Raw genomic sequence first — 20,478 nt, forward strand, 5'->3', positions numbered from 1 at the left:
AAGCCCCGAGTTGGGGCTTTGTTTCCTTAAGAACAATGAAAACTCAATGACTGAGTTTTACATGTGACCATTCAGAGGTAACCGATCCATGGCTAACGAGAGAAAACGTGGTTTTATCCGCCCTGGTGAAGATGATGCCGTTCCACAACCTCAGCGTTGGGGATTGCCTGATTACGGCTCTGAGGTAAACAAGCAAGCCAAAGAAACGGCGTTTAACTACGATCCTGGCTGGATGCCGGATTTCGAACAACCGGAAGAAGAAGCTGTCCTTGAGTTAACCGAAGAGCAAATCGAACTGATTAAGCAAGGCGCTTATCAGGAAGGTTTGTTCCAAGGTCAAGAAGCGGGCTTTAAACAAGGTTTTGATAAAGGCAAAGAAGAAGGTTTTCAAGCCGGTCATGAAGAAGGCCTTGAACAGGGCAAAAATGAAGGCATTGAAGCGGGTCAAGAACACATCAAGCAGCAGGTCGATACCTTTATTAATCTTGCTAACCAGTTTGCCCAGCCATTAGAGCTGATGAACAACCAAGTGGAAAAACAACTGGTGGATATGGTGTTGTGCTTGGTTAAAGAAGTGGTGCATGTCGAGGTACAAACCAACCCGCAAGTGATCTTAGACACCGTTAAAGCCTCGGTTGAAAGTCTGCCTATTGCTGGGCATCCCATTACGCTGCGCCTCAATCCCGACGATGTCGACATCATCCGCTCTGCGTATGGCGAGGATGATCTCAACTTCCGCAACTGGACCTTACTCAGTGAACCAGCCCTGAACCGTGGCGATGTACAAATCGAAGCGGGCGAATCCAGCGTTAGCTACCGGATGGAAGAGCGCATCAAGCAAGTGATACAGAATTTCTGTGGTAAGAATCGTCACCACGGAGGTGAATGATGATTGCGCTAGCAGAGAGACTCAAAAGCTACAGAGTACAAGGCTTGGGCAGCCGTCCGGTCGCCTCAGGTAAACTGGTGCGTGTTGTCGGTCTAACGCTGGAAGCGACAGGTTGTCGAGCTCCCATCGGCAGTTTGTGTTTGGTTGAAACCATGACGGGCCAGATGGAAGCCGAAGTTGTCGGCTTTTCGGGTGACAATCTATTTCTGATGCCGAGCGAGCAAATCGGTGGCATTCTGCCCGGCGCTAAAGTGACGCCGTTAACCAGCGAAAGTGGTTTGCCCGTGGGCATGGAACTGCTAGGTCGTGTGATTGACGGTGTGGGCAACCCCTTGGATGGTTTAGGCCCAATTTACACCGAACATCGCGCTTCTTTTAATGCGGAACCGATTAACCCCCTTGCACGCAAGCCCATTACCGAGCCGCTCGATGTCGGCTTGAAAGCCATTAACGGCTTACTTACGGTGGGAAAAGGCCAACGTATTGGCCTGTTTGCGGGCTCTGGTGTGGGTAAATCGGTCACGCTAGGTATGATGACCCGTGGTACCACCGCCCAAGTGGTTGTGGTGGGATTAATCGGTGAACGTGGCCGAGAAGTTAAAGAGTTCATCGAAGAAATTCTCGGTGAAGATGGACGCAAGCGTTCCGTCGTCGTCGCGGCGCCCGCGGATGCATCGCCGCTTATGCGCTTAAAAGGTTGTCAGACGGCCCTCACCATCGCGGAATATTTCCGTGATCAAGGGTTGGATGTGTTGCTCCTGATGGATTCATTGACACGCTTTGCCCAAGCGCAGCGTGAAATTGCACTGTCGGTCGGTGAACCGCCTGCCACCAAAGGTTATCCACCTTCGGTGTTTGCCAAATTGCCTGCGCTGGTGGAGCGCGCTGGTAATGGCGGCCCGCAACAAGGCTCGATCACCGCATTCTTTACCGTTTTAACGGAAGGCGATGACCTTCAAGACCCGATCGCAGACGCATCGCGCGCCATCTTGGATGGCCATATCGTCCTTTCACGTGAAATGGCCGATGCGGGTCATTATCCGGCGATTGACGTTGAGAAGTCCGTGAGCCGAGTCATGCCACAAATCACTACCGAAGAGCATGTGCTGATGTCGAAAGCGGTGCGCCAAGTGTTGTCTATTTGTCGTAAAAACCAAGATTTGGTGTCGATTGGCGCTTATAAACCGGGTACCGATCCAGCTATTGACAGTGCTTTCACATTGAAGCCGAAGTTGGACGAATACTTGCAACAACGGATGAAAGAAACCGTGCCTTATGCCATGTGTGTCAACATGTTGAAGAACGTGCTTGGAGTGCAGTAATCGATGGAAAACGCAATGGACTTTCTGCTTGAGCAGACCAAAGAGAAAGAAAACCAAGCGGTGATGGCGCTGAATAAGGCGAAATCGGAGCTGGAAGGTTACTACGCTCAATTGGCTCAAATTGAAAAGTATCGCCTGGATTATTGCCAGCAGCTCGTCGAGCGAGGGCAAAATGGTTTAACGGCCAGCCAGTTTGTTCATTTGCATCGATTCCTCGGTAAACTGGATGAAACGCTCTCTAAGCAAAAGCAAGCAGAAACACAATTTAAACAACAAGTTGAAAACTGTGAACATTATTGGCTAGAAGTGCGCAAGCAACGAAAATCCTACGAGTGGATGATTGAGAAAAAACAGCAAGAGAAACTCAAAGCAGAAGCAAAGCGAGAGCAGAAACAGATGGATGAGTTTTCAACCTTGCTCTATTCACGGCGCTAAATGAGAGAAGTGGCTTGCTTTTTGCAGGCTATTTTTTTAGCTCAATACCAAGGCTGGAAAGCATTGGATTTTAACCCATTTTAGCGCGGCTAAGAGACTCGAATTATGAATGTGAATCTGCAACCCGTTTCCACGACAGCAAAGACCACCAGTCAAAGTGGCGAAAGTTTGGCTGCAACCACCACGGCCGACTCGACGGACTCCAAAGGTTTTTTGCAGACCCTTTCTGAAGTCTTCTCCTCTGGAAAAACGGAAGCGGACGGCAATATCGCAGCAAAAGCATCGCAAGGCGCTCAATCGGAAGGCGTTAAAGGGAGCAGTGCTCTTGATAACACTGCTGAGACAAGTGAGGCAAAGGTTGGCCCATCAGATAGTTCGGTTGATGAGGTGTTAGAGCTTGAGTCAGAAGCAGACCTCTCTTCGTCCCAGCGCGTGGCCGAATCGAAATTAGACCAAGACTCTTCAGCAGGACTTAGCAGTGAAGATGACAAATCGAATCAATCACTTAGTCGCGTAAATACAGACAGTGATGTATTGAAAGGCACTCCTGCCGCAGCAAAAGACACCGTGGCACAAGATGACAACGCCAAGCAAGCGGTGATGCAGGAAGGCTCCAAAATTCTAGGTCAGTTAGAACAGTCGAATGCTGCGCTGAAAGAGACAAGTGGCAAAGGCTTGCCACAAAACGCATCGCCAGACATTGAATCGAGCGCAGCCATTGCAGCTGCATCGACTTCTGTGCAGCCACAACGTGATGCACTCGATGACGAACAAGCGTTGATTGCGGCCCAACAAGGGCAAAGCTTGTCCCACTATTCCGCGCATCTTGATCAACAGGCTGTTAGTCAAGCACAACCTATTGATGCTGCTCATCAAGCTCAAATCATCAACGCGCAAGTGGCCGAGACTGAATTGCCACAAGATTGGCGCGAGGTGATGCCGCAGCCTCAAGCGGGCCACCTTGCTAATAGTGCGGCACTCGGCAAGGACGTTCAGCCAAGTGCTGATATGGATCAACAAGCGTTGCTTGTTAGCAGCGCCATGGGCGTCAATTCGGTGAAAAATAGTGCAACGTCTTCAAGTGAAACACCACAAGTGGTGTCACTCGAGTTGTTAGTGGTCATTGAGCAAAAATTAGCGGCGGCGCAACCTTTAAGTGCGCCTGAGCAAAAAATTCTCGATGGTTTGAAATCGGGTCAAATGGTGGCGGATTTCCCCCCATCAGAATGGACGACAAGATTACCTGTTATCGCGGCTACCACTCAGCCGCAACTTACCCCTTCGGAAGGGGGGAGTGAACGACATGCCGCCATTGATTGGACGTCGCCTCAATCCGTTCAGCCAAAGCATCAAGATAGCGCCGCTGCCAAAACGGCAGGCAGCGCAGCATTAGCGCAAGCGGTGCATACGGCACTTGCTCAGCCCAATACGGCCACAACTGTCCCATTGAGCGCAGACAAAGCCGCCATGGTTCTGCCTGATGGCATAACGGCGAATACGATACCAACCGCGTTTAATCCTGCCGCGTCTCCGGATGTGGCTAAATCTCAAGTGCAATCGATGCAGGCGGCATTAGCGGCGGCTGGCCTTGCTAGCGTAAAAAGCTCATCGAAGCAAACAAGTACTGAGACTCAGGGTGCTCAACCAACGGCCTCTCTCTACAGTGCGCAGACAGTGACTGGGCAAACGAGAGCAGAGAACGTCGCAGCGCAACAACCGTCAATGCCATTAACGCGAGAGTTAGCGAATGAGCAGGTGGCAGAAAAAGTGCAAATGATGATGTCAAAGAACCTCAAACAACTTGATATTCGTCTGGACCCACCGGAGCTTGGCCGCATGCAAATCCGCATGACGATGAACAATGACATCGCCAACGTGCATTTCACTGTCACCAACCCGCAAGCGCGTGACATCATTGAACAAACATTGCCAAGACTGCGGGAAATGCTCGCCCAACAAGGGATGCAATTGGCCGATTCGTCAGTTCAACAGCAAGCCTCTGGTCAGCAGCAGAGACAATACAGTGCTGATGGACAAGGGAATGGACAACAAAGCAGCAGATTTGCCTCTTCAAATGAGGAAAACCTTGAGGCTGACGTTAAACTTGACTTAAATGTCACATCAAAGCGTGATGGAATCAGTTTTTACGCATAAAATACAAATTGTTAAGTTTGATAGGTAGAGCAGCTCATGGCAGAAGAATTGCAAAACGGTGAAGAAGCACCAAAAGGGAAAAGTAAACTTCTAATCATCATCATTGCTGTGGTGGTATTACTCGCCGGTGGCGGTGGTGCTGCGTTCTTTTTGATGGGATCGGATCCTGCAGAAGAGGAAGCCGCTGCACAAGTCCAAGCTCAGCCTGTTGAAGCGCCCATCGCATACGTTAATATCGCTCAGCCATTCGTGTTTAACGTCACGGGTGACAACCGCAATCGAATGGTACAGATCAAAGTGCAGTTGATGGTTCGTGGTACAGAAAATGAAAACCTTGCCCGTTACCATTCGCCGTTGATTGAAAGTTCATTGCTATCAACGTTTGCTTCGGCAACGGTTGAGCAGTTGCGTTCACCTACTGGTCGAACGGAGCTACGTGATAAAGCCACAGATGACATTAAAGCAGCGCTGACGAAATCGGTAGGTCAGCCTGTGATTGAGAAAGTATTGTTTACCGACTTTGTGATTCAGTAGGTATAGCGTGACCGATCTATTAAGCCAAGACGAGATTGATGCGCTCCTTCATGGGGTGGATGATGTCGATGAGATAGACGAGCCGATAGAGGATGATCTAGGCAGCGCCGTTAATTTCGATTTCTCCTCACAAGATAGGATTGTTCGTGGTCGCATGCCGACCTTGGAACTGATCAATGAACGTTTTGCTCGTCATATGCGCATCAGTTTATTCAACATGTTGAGAAAAACCGCCGAAGTTTCGATCAACGGCGTGCAAATGATGAAGTTTGGTGAATACCAAAATACGCTATATGTACCCACCAGTTTGAACATGGTTCGCTTCAGGCCGTTAAAAGGTACCGCGTTGATCACCATGGAAGCGCGTTTGGTGTTTATTCTGGTAGAGAACTTTTTTGGTGGCGATGGTCGCTTCCACGCCAAAATTGAAGGTCGCGAATTTACCCCAACAGAGCGACGTATCATACAGCTTCTACTGAAAATCGTATTTGAAGACTACAAAGAAGCTTGGTCGCCTGTGATGGGGGTAGAATTTGAGTATCTCGATTCGGAAGTGAACCCGAGTATGGCGAACATTGTTAGCCCAACGGAAGTGATTGTTGTGAGTTCGTTCCATATCGAAGTGGACGGCGGCGGCGGTGACTTCCATGTGGTCATGCCGTATTCCATGGTTGAACCCATCCGCGAATTGCTTGATGCGGGTGTGCAATCGGACAAAATGGAAACGGACGTACGTTGGAGCTCTGCTCTGCGTGAAGAGATTATGGATTGTCCGGTGAATTTCCGTGTCAATTTGCTGGAGAAAGATATCTCGCTGCGCGATTTGATGGAACTTCGTCCAGGGGACGTCATTCCGATAGAAATGCCTAAGCACGCCGTGATGTTTGTAGAGGAACTGCCTACTTACCGCGTGAAAATGGGGCAGTCTAACGAGAAACTGGCGGTACAAATTTCCGAAGAAATTGAACGCCCTCATGTGGTGAAAACCGATTTAACTTTCTTAGGGAAAGACATCATGTCTGAACTAGAAAGTGACGACGATGATGATTAATGCTCGCGACTGAGAGCAAAATGTTCGTCTAGTATTGAGTTAAATAGTAAGTAAAAACAGGATAGTAAAATGGCATCAAGTGAAGATGAAAGGCTAGCGGCAGAATGGGCAGCAGCTTTGGGTGAAGATCCCGCAGCGCCTGAAATTGATGTTGACGAAGTATTGGCAGCGCCATTAGAAGAGTTGAAAGATACCTCTGCGCCGATCACCGCCGATGAGCGCCGCAAACTGGATACCATTATGGATATTCCAGTGACGATTTCGATGGAAGTGGGCCGCTCACAAATCAGCATTCGTAACTTACTTCAGCTTAACCAAGGTTCGGTAGTCGAACTGGATCGTCTGGCTGGTGAGTCGCTCGACGTATTGGTCAACGGCACGTTGATCGCCCACGGAGAGGTTGTTGTGGTCAACGATAAGTTTGGTATTCGTCTCACCGACGTAATCAGCCAAACTGAACGTATCAAAAAACTGCGTTAATGCTTATGAGACCAAGCCGTTATCGCCATCGCTTATTTGGTCTTACAGGAGCACTGGTCGCCATGACGAGTGCTCCTCGTGTTTGGGCCGCGCCTCAAGCGCCGGAGCTTGACCTTGCCACCACGTTTGCTTCTCTTCTCCTCGTTATCGCTTTTATTCTCTTTTTAGCTTGGCTGATGAAGCGCATCCAAACGCCAGCATTCGGCCAGAAACACGGCCTAAAGGTGGTGAGTCAAATTGCGGTGGGGACTCGAGAGCGCATCGCTGTTGTTCAGGCGGGGGAAGAACAATTTTTAGTGGGCATCACCAGTCAGTCTATCCAGCTGATTGCAAAATTAGAGCATCCGTTAAAACAGGAGGAGTTGGCTAAAACGGGATTTGCACAACAATTTAGCCAGCTACTGAAAAAGAATGAACAATAAGCAACTTCTGACCACGTTTTGGCTATCACTCAGCTTACTGATGGCATCCCTATTATCCTTTTCGGCTTGGGCACAAGCGGAAGAGACCGCGTTGCCAGCCAATCTTGCACCGGGCGGTAGCGTGACGGTTTCACAAATGCAGAGTGACACCAGTAAGAGTGAATTTATGAGTGTGGGTAGCGGAGGCGGTATCCCAGCGTTCACCATGACCACTAACCCTGACGGCAGTGAAGATTACTCGGTCACGTTGCAGATTTTAGCGTTAATGACCATGCTTGGCTTCTTGCCAGCAATGGTGATTTTGATGACCTCATTCACCCGGATTGTGGTGGTGATGTCGATTTTGCGGCAGGCTATGGGTCTGCAACAAACGCCGTCAAACCAGGTCATTATTGGTATTGCACTCTTCTTAACCTTTTTTATCATGTCGCCCGTGATTAACGAAGTGAATGAACAAGCGGTTCAACCGTACCTGAATGAGCAGCTCACCGCACGCGAAGCGTTTGATGCCGCACAAGGGCCAATGAAAGCGTTCATGCTCAAGCAAACACGCGTGAAAGATCTCGAGACATTCGTCAATATGTCAGGAGAGCAGGCCACCAATCCCGAAGACGTTTCTATGGCGGTGTTGATTCCCGCGTTCATCACCTCTGAGCTGAAAACCGCATTCCAAATCGGATTCATGCTGTTTTTGCCGTTCCTTATCATTGACCTTGTGGTGGCTTCGGTATTGATGGCGATGGGTATGATGATGTTGTCACCGATGATCGTCTCGCTGCCGTTTAAGCTGATGTTGTTCGTGTTAGTCGATGGCTGGAACCTAATCCTTTCCACTCTCGCAGGCAGTTTTGCTTTGTAGCGGTAAGGAGACGCAATGACACCTGAAGTTTTTGTTGAGCTGTTTCGTGAAGCACTGTGGATGGTTCTCATCATGGTGTGTGCCATCATTATTCCCAGTTTGTTGGTGGGTTTGATTGTGGCCATCTTTCAGGCGGCGACCTCGATCAACGAACAAACCCTGAGCTTTTTGCCACGTCTGATTGTGACTTTATTAGCACTAATGCTCTTTGGCCATTGGATGACACAGATGTTGATGGAGTACTTTTTCGCGCTAGTGGAACGTTTTCCGCAAGTTCTGTACTAGGCGGGAGGAGCGATGGAATATCCAACCACCATTATTCTGGACTGGATAGCCAACTATTTTTGGCCTTTCACCCGTATCTCATCCATGCTGATGGTGATGACGGTGACGGGTGCGCGTTTTGTTTCTCCTCGAATTCGTCTCTACCTTAGCCTTGCCATCACCTTGGCCTTAATGCCAGCGATTCCGGCGGTGCCAGAAGATCTCCAACTGCTCTCATTTCAAGGCTTTTTGACCACCTTTGAGCAAATTGTTATTGGTGTAGCAATGGGGATGGTCACGCAATTTATCATCCAAACCTTTGTCCTGTTGGGTCAGATTTTGGGTATGCAATCGAGTTTGGGTTTCGCATCCATGGTGGACCCGGCCAATGGTCAAAACACGCCGTTGCTTGGTCAGTTGTTTATGTTCTTGTCGACCATGTTTTTCCTCGCCACCGATGGTCACTTGAAAATGCTGCAATTGGTGCTGTTTAGCTTCAAAACCTTGCCCATAGGTAGTGGTTCATTGAATGCGGTTGATTTTCGTGAGCTGGCACTGTGGCTGGGCATCATGTTCAAAACCGCGCTGAGTATGTCACTCTCGGGCATCATTGCGTTGCTGACGATCAACCTCTCCTTTGGTGTGATGACCCGAGCCGCACCGCAGTTGAATATTTTCTCCCTCGGTTTTGCTTTCGCCTTGTTGGTGGGGTTACTGATTTGTTGGTACATCTTGGCTGGCTTATACAGTCACTATGAGCTGTACTGGTTGCAAGGCGAACAGCAGGTTTGCCGATTTATTCGTTTGAATTGCTAGGAGGCTGGTTTGGCAGAGTCAGACGGTCAAGAACGTACCGAAGAAGCCACGCCCCGACGGTTACAACAAGCACGGGAAAAAGGCCAAGTTGCCCGCTCAAAAGAGCTGGCTTCTGTGTCTGTATTGGTGATTGGTGCCGTTTCCCTGATGTGGTTTGGCGAAAGCCTCGCAAGGGCGTTGTTCAAAGCGATGGGACGTTTGTTTAGCCTCTCTCGTGAAGAAATTTTTGACCCCAGTAAGCTGTTTGATATTGCCAGTGGCGCATTAAGCGCTTTGCTCCTTCCTCTGCTGCTTATCTTGTTTGCGCTCTTTGTCGCTGCTGCAATTGGTTCCGCCGGCGTTGGTGGCATCAGTTTTTCCGTGGAAGCGGCGACGCCAAAATTATCGAAAATGAACCCACTGAGCGGCATCAAACGTATGTTTGGCTTGCAAAGTTGGGTTGAGCTCATCAAATCAATTTTGAAAGTCGCTTTGGTGACGGGCGTAGCGATCTACCTAATTCAAGCTTCACAGGAAGACTTAATCCAACTCAGTTTGGATGTCTATCCGCAGAATATTTTCCACGCTTTGGACATACTGCTGAACTTCGTTTTGCTGATCAGTTGCTCGTTGTTGATTGTGGTGGCGATCGACATTCCTTTTCAGATTTGGCAACACGCTGACCAACTGAAAATGACCAAGCAAGAAGTGAAAGACGAATACAAAGACACCGAAGGTAAACCTGAGGTGAAAGGCCGTATCCGTATGTTGCAACGCGAAGCCGCTCAGCGACGTATGATGGCGGACGTTCCGACCGCGGATGTGATAGTGACCAACCCGGAGCACTTTTCTGTTGCACTGCGTTATAAGCAGAACAGCGACAGAGCGCCAGTGGTAGTGGCGAAAGGGACGGATCACATGGCGATGAAAATACGTGAAGTGGCGCGCGAGCACGATATTTCTATTGTGCCAGCGCCGCCATTGGCGCGTGCGCTCTATTATTCCACCGAGCTTGAACAGCAGATCCCTGATGGTCTATTTACCGCGGTTGCACAAATACTGGCTTACGTGTTCCAGTTGAAACAGTACCGGAAACGGGGCGGCCATCGGCCGAAACTGCAAGACTATGATCTGCCGATTCCACCCGATCTCAGACATTGATAGTCGGCGATTCTTTTGTTCTTAAGTCTCTTGTCATTATTTTGGCGCATGAGCTGGTATAGAGATTGCTAGCTAGCACTTAATTCGGATGATAAATACAGATGACGACAGTCGTTGTCTTCCATATCAATAACTTAAAGCTATCCATTGAGACGAAGTAATGGCTAAGAAATTTACTCTGCCGTTTGCAGATAAGTTGCCTAAAATCCCCCAACGTTCAGTACCAGCCATTGGCGCGCCGATTATGGTGTTGGCCACCTTGGCCATGGTGGTATTGCCAATTCCTCCGTTTCTACTGGATATGTTCTTTACCTTTAACATCGCCTTAGCCATGGTGGTGCTATTGGTCACGGTTTATACCCGAAGACCACTCGACTTCGCTGCCTTTCCTACCGTTCTACTGATTGCGACCTTGCTGAGATTGGCCTTGAACGTTGCTTCAACGCGTGTGGTTCTCCTGAAGGGTCACGAAGGGGGAGACGCAGCGGGTAACGTTATCGAAGCGTTCGGTAACGTGGTGATCGGCGGTAACTACGCCGTTGGTCTTGTGGTGTTCCTGATCTTAATGATCATTAACTTTATGGTTGTCACCAAGGGTGCGGGCCGTATTTCCGAGGTAAGTGCTCGCTTCACCTTGGACGCTTTGCCTGGTAAGCAGATGGCGATCGATGCCGATTTGAACGCGGGTTTGATAGACCAAGAACAAGCGCGCTTACGCCGTTTTGAAGTGACCAAAGAAGCCGATTTCTACGGCTCGATGGATGGTGCATCGAAGTTCGTTAAAGGTGACGCCATCGCCGGTATTTTGATCTTGTTCATCAACATCATTGGTGGTTTGAGCATTGGTATGGCGCAGTATGATCTCGGTTTCTCCGACGCCATCAAAATCTATACATTGCTAACCATTGGTGATGGTCTGGTGGCGCAGATCCCATCCCTGTTACTTTCTATCGCAGCGGCGATGATGGTGACTCGTCAGAATACCGATGAAGACATGGGTGAGCAGATGCTCTTCCAAATGTTTGATAATCCAAAAGCACTGACGATCACCGCGGCGATTCTAGGCATCATGGGGATTGTACCCGGTATGCCTCATTTTGCTTTCCTGACGCTAGCGGCGATCGCCGGAGCGGGTGCTTACTTTATTGATAAGAAGCAGAAGCAAAAGGCCAAAGAACCGAAAGTGCCCGTGGTGGCAGACAGCAGCAATGCTCCCTCTGTACGTGAACTCTCATGGGATGACGTACAGCCGGTCGACATCATTGGTTTGGAAGTAGGTTATCGCTTGATCCCATTGGTAGATAGAGACCAAGGTGGCGAACTGCTTGAGCGTGTGAAAGGGGTTCGTAAGAAGCTCTCGCAAGATTTTGGCTTCCTGATCCCGCCAGTGCACATTCGTGACAATTTAGAACTCACTCCGAACAGTTATCGAATCACCTTGATGGGCGTGGCAGTGGGTGAAGCTGAAATTCGCCCTGATCAAGAACTGGCCATTAACCCAGGTCAAGTGTATGGCATGATCGATGGTGAACCGACTATCGACCCAGCCTTTGGACTGGAAGCGGTGTGGATTCGACCAGACCAAAGAGAACACGCTCAAGCATTGGGCTACACCGTGGTGGACTCTTCTACCGTACTGGCCACGCACATGAGCCAGCTTCTAACTAACAATGCCTCTCAGCTCTTAGGCCATGAAGAAGTACAGAACTTGCTGGAAATGCTGGGCCGAAGTGCACCGAAACTGGTCGAGAATTTTGTCCCTGATCAGCTCTCGTTGGGCTCTGTGGTGAAAGTGTTGCAAAACCTACTTAATGAAGCGATTCCAATTCGTGACATTCGTACGATTGTACAAACCTTGGCTGAATATTCCTCAAAGAGTCAAGAACCCGACATCCTGACAGCGGCGGTACGTATTTCATTGAAGAGACTAATCGTTCAGGAAATCAATGGAATAGAGCCTGAGTTGCCAGTTATTACCCTGATTCCAGAGCTGGAACAAATATTGCATCAGACCATGCAAGCGTCAGGTGGTGAGTCTGCGGGCATCGAACCCGGTTTGGCTGAAAGATTGCAATCATCGTTGATGATGGCGACTCAGGAGCAAGAGCTCAAAGGCGAACCAGCAGTCTTACTCACCTCCGGCGTGCTGCGGTCCACTCTGGCGAAATTTGTTAAGAACACGATTCCTAACCTCAGAGTGCTTTCGTATCAGGAAATTCCTGACGAAAAACAAATTCGAATTGTACAGGCTGTGGGTAACTGATCTATTAATTAATAACTGATGGTTAAGCCCTGTTTAATGGACGAATGGTTTGAAAATAAAACGATTTTTTGCCAAAGACATGCGAACTGCATTACTCCAAGTAAAAGAAGAACTTGGCGTTGATGCTGTCATCATGTCGAATAAAAAAGTGGCCGGTGGCGTTGAAATCGTCGCTGCGATTGATGGTGACAATCAATCCTCCACTTTTGGCAGCATGCCTAATTTAAGTCGCCGACAAGCGACAGCAACCCCGTCGACAGCAGGGCAATACACTGCGCCTCCCGCACGTAAAGCGACTCGCGATCTTCAAGACGATCGCGTCAGTTTGCAGAGCGAGAAGACCAATGGCGGATCCATGACCAAACGCTTTGCCAACATGCTTAAGCAGTACAGCAATACAAGCGAAGAGAGCAGCTACCGAGATGAATCGGCCGACTCTCTGAACTCATTGCTGGAAAGACAAAATAAGCATCGTGAAGAGCAAAATGGCAATGTCCGTATTCGCGAAAACTCGCCTTTGGCGAAGCTGATTGCGGAAGACCGTCGTATTCCACGCCCTGAGCCTCGTCTTGACCCAACGCGTTACGACCGCCGTAAGCCTCAAACTGAGCAGGAAGAAGGTTCTAACGAGCTAGAGAACATGCGCGAAGAGATGACATCGATTCGTCGTTTGCTTGAGCATCAGGTATCGGGTTTATTGTGGCAGGAAGTGGAAAGAAGAGAACCGCTGCGCGCCATGCTTATCAAACGTCTCGAGCGTATGGGGGTGTCGCCTGAATTGGCGGATCAGATGGCGTGTTACATTCCAGAAGATACCAAGCCTGCCCGTGCATGGAAGGCTTTGCTCGCTTTGGTCTCAGACCAAATTAATGTCACCAAGCAAGATATTCTAAAGCGTGGTGGGGTTGTGGCATTGTTAGGGCCAACGGGTGTTGGCAAAACCACCACCATCGCAAAATTGGCAGCGAGAGCGGCTATGGAGTATGGCGCGAATAATGTCGCGCTTGTCACCACAGACACCTACCGTATTGGCGCTCACGAACAGCTTTCGATCTACGGCAGAATTATGGGATGTCCTGTAAAAGTTGCTAAAGATTCTAGTGAGTTAGCCGATGTAATCTATCAGCTTAGAAACAGAAAACTGATTTTAGTTGATACCGCAGGTATGGGGCAGCGCGATGTACGTTTATCGGAGCAGCTCGATACGCTCATGCAAGAGAGTGGGGAAGTAATACACAGCTATCTGGTACTTCCCGCTACAGCTCAAAGACGAGTGCTGCAAGAGACCATTGATCATTTTCGAAGAATTCCACTTTCAGGTTGTATCCTGACCAAACTGGATGAGTCACTCAGTTTGGGCGAATTTGTCAGTGTTGTGATTCAAAACGCGTTACCTGTGGCGTATATCGCTAATGGGCAGCGAGTTCCCGAAGATATCGTGATAGCACAACCAAAATATTTGATCGCGAAAGCGAATGAACTGCTTGAGAAGTCGACAGAGAATGAACCTCACTACTGGAACAGTGACAACGAAGGATTCTAGGCGGCGGACTACTATGACTGAGAATATGATACACGATCAAGCTAGCGGCCTCCGTCGCTTAACACAACCATCATTGACCAAAGTGATTGCAGTTACTGGCGGTAAAGGTGGCGTGGGTAAATCAAATGTGACCCTAGGTTTGGCCATTGCGATGGCTCGCCAAGGTAAGAAAGTAATGGTACTGGATGCTGACCTAGGTCTGGCTAATGTCGACGTTATGCTCGGAATTCGTTCAAAACGTAACTTAGGACATGTATTAGCAGGTGAATGTGAGCTAAAAGATGCTATTGTTGAAGGACCATATGGTATTAAAATAATACCAGCCACTTCTGGAACACAGAGTATGACAGAGCTTTCACATGCACAACATGTGGGTCTGATTCGTGCTTTTGGTAGCCTAGAAGACGATATGGATGTGTTGCTGATAGATACAGCAGCCGGCATTTCTGATATGGTAATCAGTTTTTCACGTGCAGCTCAGGATGTGATTGTCGTAGTGTGTGATGAACCTACCTCAATTACCGATGCATATGCTTTAATTAAGCTATTGAGTAAAGAGCATCAGGTTCAACGCTTCAAGATTGTTGCAAATATGGTCAGAAGCTACCGAGAAGGTCGAGAATTGTTTGCAAAATTGACGTTGGTCACAGAGCGATTCTTGAATGTGAGCCTCGAACTCGTAGCATGTATTCCGTTAGATGATAAAGTTCGACAAGCGGTTAAAAAACAAAAAATTGTTGTGGACGCTTTCCCGCGTTCTCCAGCCGCCTTGGCCATCAGTTCGTTAGCAAATAAAGCGCTGACCTGGCCAATTCCAAAGAGCCCAAGTGGTCATTTGGAATTCTTTGTCGAACGATTGCTGACACGTAATGCATTTATAGAGGAACCTTTTGGTGAATAAAGCGCTCACTTATGACCAGCATGCAAATGTGAACAGTCAAAAACTGTTCATAGAAAGGTATTCTGTGCTGGTCAAACGCATTGCTCACCATTTGTTAGGGCGATTGCCTCCTAGTGTTCAGGTCGAGGATCTGATCCAAGCGGGTATGATTGGCCTGATAGAAGCTCAACAAAATTATGACGCCTCAAAAGGCGCAAGTTTTGAAACTTATGCTGGCATTCGTATCCGTGGTGCTATGCTTGATGATATCAGGCGTGGTGATTGGGTGCCTCGTTCGGTACACAAAAGCAATCGAGAGATTAGCCAAGCGATAGCCGAACTCGAGGGATTGCTAAACCGAGATCCTACTGATGCCGAAGTAGCAAAGCACATGGGATTGTCTTTAGAGCAGTATCACGGTGCTTTGACAGATATCAATTGTTCTCGCTTGATTGGTATTGAAGATCTTGGTGTGTCGGATGATGTGATCACCTCGGTGGAAGATTCAGAAAACAATACCCCGTTTAAGGGCGTTGCTGATGAATATTTCAGAAAAGCGCTGGTTGAATCAATAAAACAATTACCAGAACGTGAAGCTTTGGTACTTTCGCTCTATTATGATGAAGAGCTAAACTTAAAAGAAATTGGGGAAATTCTGAGTGTTAGCGAGTCTCGCGTCAGTCAGATATTGAGCCAGTCAATGCAACGTTTGCGCACTAAGCTTAGTGCTTGGACACAAAATGATTAAAACACTGATTTTGACATTCAGTGGAGGCAATTTTGAATAAAAACATGAAGATCCTTATTGTTGACGATTTCTCAACAATGCGCCGTATTGTAAAGAACCTGCTTCGTGATTTGGGTTTCAATAACACTCAAGAAGCTGATGATGGTCTGACAGCGTTACCTATGCTGAAAAAAGGTGATTTCGATTTCGTCGTTACGGATTGGAATATGCCTGGCATGCAGGGTATCGATCTGCTGAAAAATATTCGTGCAGACGCTGAACTGAAGCATCTACCAGTGCTGATGATCACCGCAGAAGCGAAGCGTGAGCAGATCATCGAAGCGGCTCAAGCAGGCGTTAATGGTTACATTGTTAAGCCATTCACCGCAGCAACCCTGAAAGAAAAACTAGATAAAATTTTTGAACGTTTATAAACCTCGTTTGAAGATTACTTCGTCAGAGCTGCTATAAGCATTCATGCAATGCCAACCATTATATTGGCAGCTCATAAACGCAGCATGCTTCCGAAGCATAAACGAAAAGGGTCTATTCAGAATGATCTCATTAGAGCAAGCAAAGTCTCTAGTTGAATTACTGGAACAGGGAGAGCAGGCAGCCGCCGATGAGCTGGTTGCGTCAATCTATGAGGAAAAAGGCAATCCAATGCTGCAAGAGATTGGTTCGCTTACTCGAGATCTGCACACTTCCCTGAAGAATTTCAGCTTAGATCAACGGATGACAGAAATTACAAACGATGAAATCCCAGATGCAAGGGATCGCCTTCAATATGTCATCGAAAAAACCGAACTCGCAGCAAACAAGACCATGGATGCTGTCGAGCTCTGTCTCCCAATAGCCGATAATCTTCACGAATGCTTGCTACAAGTCCGTCCTCAGTGGAATGAACTGATGCACGGTCGCATCGAATTGAGTGAGTTCAAGGCCCTTTGCCATCGTATCGAAGATCTTTTAGTTCAAGTCGAAGGCGATAGCACAGAATTACGCGGCCAGTTAACAGAAATTTTGATGGCACAAGATTTCCAAGACTTAACTGGGCAGATTATCCGTCGTGTCATCACACTCGTAAACGAAGTGGAAGGGCGATTGGTCGATATCCTAACGGTGTTTGCTGGAAATAAACCGCCGAAGGACAAAACTCAAGAAACACAGAATCTTGCCGAAAAAGAAAAAAGTGGCAGCGAGCCAGAGGGTCCGATTTTGCACCCCGAGTTGCGTGAAGACGCAGTTGCATCGCAGGATGAAGTCGATGATTTGTTATCCAGTCTTGGATTTTAAAGGTAACGTATGAGCTACGATTTAGACGAAGATATCCTTCAGGACTTCCTAATAGAAGCCGGGGAAATTCTGGAACTGCTTTCTGAGCAGTTAGTAGAATTGGAAAATAACCCAGAAGACAGGGATCTTCTCAATGCTATTTTCCGTGGATTCCATACCGTTAAAGGTGGCGCTGGATTTTTGTCGCTCACCGAGTTGGTTGAAACTTGTCATGGTGCGGAAAACGTGTTCGACGTATTGCGCAATGGCCAACGTTCCGTTTCTCCAAGCCTAATGGATACAATGCTGCGTTCCTTAGACACGGTAAACCATCAGTTTAAAGCGGTTCAAGATCGAGAGCCTCTCGAAGCTGCGGATCCTGAATTGCTCGACGAGCTGCATCGTTTGTGTCGCCCTGAATCGGAAGATGAAGTGGCTGCACCTGTCGCAGAAGAAGTCGTTGTAGCAGAGCCTGAACCTGAAATTATTCCAGAACCTGTTGTCGAAGCGCCTGCGCCAGCCAGCTCCGCGATTTCTTCAGTGGATGAAATCACTCAAGATGAGTTTGAAAAACTGCTTGATGAGCTGCATGGCAAAGGGGCCGCACCCAGCGCAAAAGCAGCTGCGCCAGCAGCACCTACGCCACCATCAGTGAGCGCATCGGTAGATAGCGGTGACATCACGGACGACGAATTTGAAAAACTGTTAGACGAATTACACGGTGCGGGCAAAAGCCCATCGGCGTCTGACTTCCAAGCAACGCCACCACCAGAGCCAGCTAAACCAGCGGCAAAAGCACCAAGTGCTGGTGATAGCGACTTGATGACCGACGAAGAGTTCGAAAAGCTATTAGACGAGCTGCATGGTTCAGGTAAAGGTCCCACCCTTGAGGAGTTGGATTTCGCAACCAAGCCTGCATCAGCAAATGTCGCTCCTGCGCCAGAGCCAGCTAAACCAGCAGCACCAGTTGCGCCGAAGCCAGCGGCGGCGCCTGCACCAGCTCGCGCAGAAGTAAAAGCGCCGGCGGTGCAAGAAGCGAAAGCCCCAGCGGCGCAACAAGCAGCGAAGAAACCACAGGCAGAAGCGACGGTACGTGTTGATACGTCGACGCTGGACACCATCATGAACATGGTTGGTGAGCTTGTACTGGTTCGAAATCGTCTTTTGAGTCTCGGTCTGAATAGTAACGATGAAGAGATGGCGAAAGCGGTAGCTAACCTAGATGTGGTGACCGCGGACCTGCAAGGCGCAGTAATGAAAACGCGTATGCAGCCCATTAAGAAAGTTTTTGGCCGTTTCCCTCGCGTTGTTCGTGACTTGGCGCGTAACCTACAAAAAGACATCGTGCTGGAAATGCGCGGTGAAGAAACGGATCTCGATAAAAACCTTGTTGAGGCGCTTGCGGATCCTTTGATCCACTTGGTGCGTAACTCGGTTGACCATGGTATTGAGATGCCTGATGACCGTGCAAAAGCAGGTAAGTCTCGCACGGGTAAAGTGATACTCTCTGCATCTCAAGAGGGTGATCATATCGAACTCGCGATCATCGATGATGGCGGCGGTATGGACCCAGATAAACTTCGTGGCATCGCAGTGAAACGCGGCATGATGGATGAAGATGCTGCTGGCCGTTTATCTGACAAAGAATGTTTCAACTTGATCTTTGCACCAGGATTCTCCAGTAAAGAGAAAATTTCAGACATTTCTGGACGTGGTGTAGGTATGGACGTGGTGAAAACCGCGATCAATACCCTAAATGGTTCGATTGATATCGATTCAGAGTTGGGCAAAGGAACTAAGATTACCATCAAAGTTCCGTTGACCTTGGCGATTCTACCAACACTTATGGTTGGTGTGGCTGGCCATCCGTTTGCGTTGCCATTGGCTTCTGTAAATGAAATCTTCCATTTAGATCTTAGCCGTACCAACGTTGTTGATGGTCAGTTAACCATCATCGTACGTGAAAAAGCGATTCCGCTGTTCTATCTACAAAACTGGCTCGCACCGAAGTCTGGTAAAGCGCAACTGCGCAAAGGACATGGTCACGTCGTTATCGTACAAATCGGCAGTCAACGCGTCGGTTTTGTTGTGGATACCTTGATTGGTCAAGAAGAAGTGGTTATCAAGCCATTAGACAACTTACTGCAAGGTACACCGGGCATGGCGGGTGCAACGATCACCAGTGATGGGCATATTGCTCTGATTCTGGATGTTCCTGATTTGCTAAAACAGTACGCAGCGGCATCGCGTCTGTAATCAGGGCTTAGTATTACAATAAGGATTCAAATGGCGATAAAAGTATTAGTAGTTGATGACTCCAGTTTTTTCCGACGTCGGGTGAGTGAGATCATCAATGCAGAATCGCGCCTAGAAGTGATTGATGTGGCGGTAAATGGTAAAGAGGCGGTTGAAAAAGCCAAACGCCTCAAGCCGGACGTCATCACTATGGACATTGAAATGCCTGTCATGGACGGCATTTCAGCTGTTCGTGAAATCATGGCGTCGGTACCGACGCCTATTTTGATGTTTTCTTCGCTTACTCATGATGGTGCAAAAGCAACGCTAGATGCATTGGATGCCGGTGCTTTGGATTTCTTACCGAAGAAATTTGAAGATATTGCTCGTAACCGAGATGAAGCCGTTTCGCTACTGCAACAGCGCGTCATTCAGATTGCTTCAAAGCGTGCATTTATGCGTCGTCCCGTGGCCTCTTCTACGCCAGTTCAAGAAAGGCCTCAAAGTACGTTAAATCGCCCTACGACAGGGTTACGCCGTGAAGCGTCGGCTCAAGCTCCCGTTTCTCGTGCACCTGTGGCGGCTAAATTCAGAGCTTCAGGAAAAAAATACCAGCTGACTGCGATTGGTACCTCAACTGGTGGGCCTGTCGCATTGCAGAAAATTCTGACCAAGCTACCAGCAAATTACCCTCATCCCATTGTACTTATCCAGCACATGCCTGCGACATTTACAGCCGCTTTTGCTAGCCGCCTAAATTCACTGTGTAAGATTCAAGTGAAAGAAGCGGAAGATGGCGACGTGCTACAAGCGGGCGTCGCTTATTTGGCGCCAGGTGGCAAGCAGATGATGATAGATGGCCGCCCTGGTGCAGCAAGATTGCGCATTATCGATGGTGGTGAACGCATGAACTATAAGCCTTGCGTGGACGTCACTTTTGGATCTGCAGCGAAAATTTACGCCGACAAAGTTCTCTCTATGGTGTTGACCGGGATGGGTGCGGATGGCCGTGAAGGTGCGCGAATGCTGAAATCGGCAGGAGCGACTATCTGGGCTCAGGATGAAGATAGCTGTGTTGTTTATGGCATGCCACAGGCTGTGGCCAAAGCAGGATTGTCAACTGAAGACCTGCCTTTGGAACGTATCGCCGAACGTATGCTAGTTGAAGTGGGACTAGCATAAGGACAGA

20 protein-coding genes are annotated in these 20,478 nt (G+C 48.5%); all 20 read left to right on the forward strand.

What is annotated here, in order from left to right; genetic code table 11:
• The first annotated feature begins 88 nt into the window (after positions 1 to 88).
• The 20 genes from fliH to PQQ36_RS08425 all read left to right on the forward strand — a co-directional run bounded on the left by fliH (position 89) and on the right by PQQ36_RS08425 (position 20,471).
• The gene (gene fliH, locus PQQ36_RS08330) at positions 89 to 889 is read left to right on the forward strand and encodes a flagellar assembly protein FliH (protein WP_225470476.1); all 801 of its coding nucleotides are present in this window, start codon (positions 89 to 91) and stop codon (positions 887 to 889) included.
• Positions 889 to 2,211 carry a flagellar protein export ATPase FliI gene (gene fliI / locus PQQ36_RS08335; RefSeq protein WP_026130674.1) on the forward strand — a complete coding sequence of 441 codons (1,323 nt, stop codon included), beginning with the start codon at positions 889 to 891 and terminating at the stop codon, positions 2,209 to 2,211. Before fliH ends, fliI begins: the two co-directional genes overlap by 1 nt.
• A gap of 3 nt (positions 2,212 to 2,214) precedes the next feature.
• Positions 2,215 to 2,646, forward strand: a complete 432-nt coding sequence (gene fliJ / locus PQQ36_RS08340) for a flagellar export protein FliJ (RefSeq protein ID WP_013571300.1) — start codon at positions 2,215 to 2,217, stop codon at positions 2,644 to 2,646.
• 105 nt (positions 2,647 to 2,751) lie between these two features.
• Positions 2,752 to 4,800: a flagellar hook-length control protein FliK gene (locus tag PQQ36_RS08345; protein ID WP_273660726.1), complete on the forward strand. Its 2,049-nt coding sequence runs from the start codon at positions 2,752 to 2,754 to the stop codon at positions 4,798 to 4,800.
• A gap of 36 nt (positions 4,801 to 4,836) precedes the next feature.
• Positions 4,837 to 5,334, forward strand: coding sequence for a flagellar basal body-associated protein FliL (gene fliL / locus PQQ36_RS08350; RefSeq protein WP_011079840.1), 498 nt, complete (start codon positions 4,837 to 4,839; stop codon positions 5,332 to 5,334).
• Between the two features lie 7 nt (positions 5,335 to 5,341).
• A complete protein-coding gene (gene fliM / locus PQQ36_RS08355) occupies positions 5,342 to 6,385 on the forward strand; it encodes a flagellar motor switch protein FliM (RefSeq protein ID WP_011079841.1) in 1,044 nt (347 codons plus the stop codon).
• A gap of 69 nt (positions 6,386 to 6,454) precedes the next feature.
• Entirely contained in the window at positions 6,455 to 6,865 is a 411-nt protein-coding gene (fliN, locus tag PQQ36_RS08360; protein WP_011079842.1) for a flagellar motor switch protein FliN, read from the forward strand.
• Complete coding sequence (gene fliO, locus PQQ36_RS08365; protein WP_225470478.1) at positions 6,865 to 7,287, forward strand: flagellar biosynthetic protein FliO; 423 nt, start codon at positions 6,865 to 6,867, stop codon at positions 7,285 to 7,287. The genes fliN and fliO overlap by 1 nt, the downstream gene beginning before the upstream one ends.
• The gene (fliP, locus tag PQQ36_RS08370; protein ID WP_225470479.1) at positions 7,277 to 8,146 is read left to right on the forward strand and encodes a flagellar type III secretion system pore protein FliP; all 870 of its coding nucleotides are present in this window, start codon (positions 7,277 to 7,279) and stop codon (positions 8,144 to 8,146) included. Before fliO ends, fliP begins: the two co-directional genes overlap by 11 nt.
• 15 nt (positions 8,147 to 8,161) lie before the next feature.
• Positions 8,162 to 8,431, forward strand: coding sequence for a flagellar biosynthesis protein FliQ (gene fliQ, locus PQQ36_RS08375; protein ID WP_011079845.1), 270 nt, complete (start codon positions 8,162 to 8,164; stop codon positions 8,429 to 8,431).
• A 12-nt stretch (positions 8,432 to 8,443) separates the two neighbouring features.
• Positions 8,444 to 9,226, forward strand: coding sequence for a flagellar biosynthetic protein FliR (fliR, locus tag PQQ36_RS08380; protein ID WP_011150913.1), 783 nt, complete (start codon positions 8,444 to 8,446; stop codon positions 9,224 to 9,226).
• A 9-nt stretch (positions 9,227 to 9,235) separates the two neighbouring features.
• Positions 9,236 to 10,366: a flagellar biosynthesis protein FlhB gene (flhB, locus tag PQQ36_RS08385; protein ID WP_011079847.1), complete on the forward strand. Its 1,131-nt coding sequence runs from the start codon at positions 9,236 to 9,238 to the stop codon at positions 10,364 to 10,366.
• A gap of 160 nt (positions 10,367 to 10,526) precedes the next feature.
• On the forward strand, positions 10,527 to 12,629 hold the full coding sequence (gene flhA, locus PQQ36_RS08390) for a flagellar biosynthesis protein FlhA (protein ID WP_011079848.1): 2,103 nt from the start codon (positions 10,527 to 10,529) through the stop codon (positions 12,627 to 12,629).
• A 49-nt stretch (positions 12,630 to 12,678) separates the two neighbouring features.
• Positions 12,679 to 14,172 (forward strand): flagellar biosynthesis protein FlhF, encoded by a 1,494-nt coding sequence (gene flhF, locus PQQ36_RS08395; protein ID WP_011079849.1) that lies wholly within the window; start codon positions 12,679 to 12,681, stop codon positions 14,170 to 14,172.
• A 13-nt stretch (positions 14,173 to 14,185) separates the two neighbouring features.
• A complete protein-coding gene (locus tag PQQ36_RS08400; RefSeq protein WP_011079850.1) occupies positions 14,186 to 15,073 on the forward strand; it encodes a MinD/ParA family protein in 888 nt (295 codons plus the stop codon).
• Positions 15,066 to 15,800: an RNA polymerase sigma factor FliA gene (locus tag PQQ36_RS08405; protein WP_011079851.1), complete on the forward strand. Its 735-nt coding sequence runs from the start codon at positions 15,066 to 15,068 to the stop codon at positions 15,798 to 15,800. Before PQQ36_RS08400 ends, PQQ36_RS08405 begins: the two co-directional genes overlap by 8 nt.
• A gap of 44 nt (positions 15,801 to 15,844) precedes the next feature.
• Complete coding sequence (gene cheY, locus PQQ36_RS08410; RefSeq protein WP_017052487.1) at positions 15,845 to 16,213, forward strand: chemotaxis response regulator CheY; 369 nt, start codon at positions 15,845 to 15,847, stop codon at positions 16,211 to 16,213.
• A gap of 121 nt (positions 16,214 to 16,334) precedes the next feature.
• The gene (locus PQQ36_RS08415) at positions 16,335 to 17,075 is read left to right on the forward strand and encodes a protein phosphatase CheZ (RefSeq protein ID WP_011079853.1); all 741 of its coding nucleotides are present in this window, start codon (positions 16,335 to 16,337) and stop codon (positions 17,073 to 17,075) included.
• 9 nt (positions 17,076 to 17,084) lie between these two features.
• Positions 17,085 to 19,310, forward strand: a complete 2,226-nt coding sequence (locus PQQ36_RS08420) for a chemotaxis protein CheA (RefSeq protein WP_011150907.1) — start codon at positions 17,085 to 17,087, stop codon at positions 19,308 to 19,310.
• A gap of 30 nt (positions 19,311 to 19,340) precedes the next feature.
• On the forward strand, positions 19,341 to 20,471 hold the full coding sequence (locus PQQ36_RS08425) for a protein-glutamate methylesterase/protein-glutamine glutaminase (RefSeq protein WP_011150906.1): 1,131 nt from the start codon (positions 19,341 to 19,343) through the stop codon (positions 20,469 to 20,471).
• Positions 20,472 to 20,478: the final 7 nt, after the last annotated feature.

It is taken from the genome of Vibrio sp. CCUG 15886, from assembly GCF_028570825.1.
Classification (GTDB): domain Bacteria; phylum Pseudomonadota; class Gammaproteobacteria; order Enterobacterales; family Vibrionaceae; genus Vibrio; species Vibrio vulnificus_B.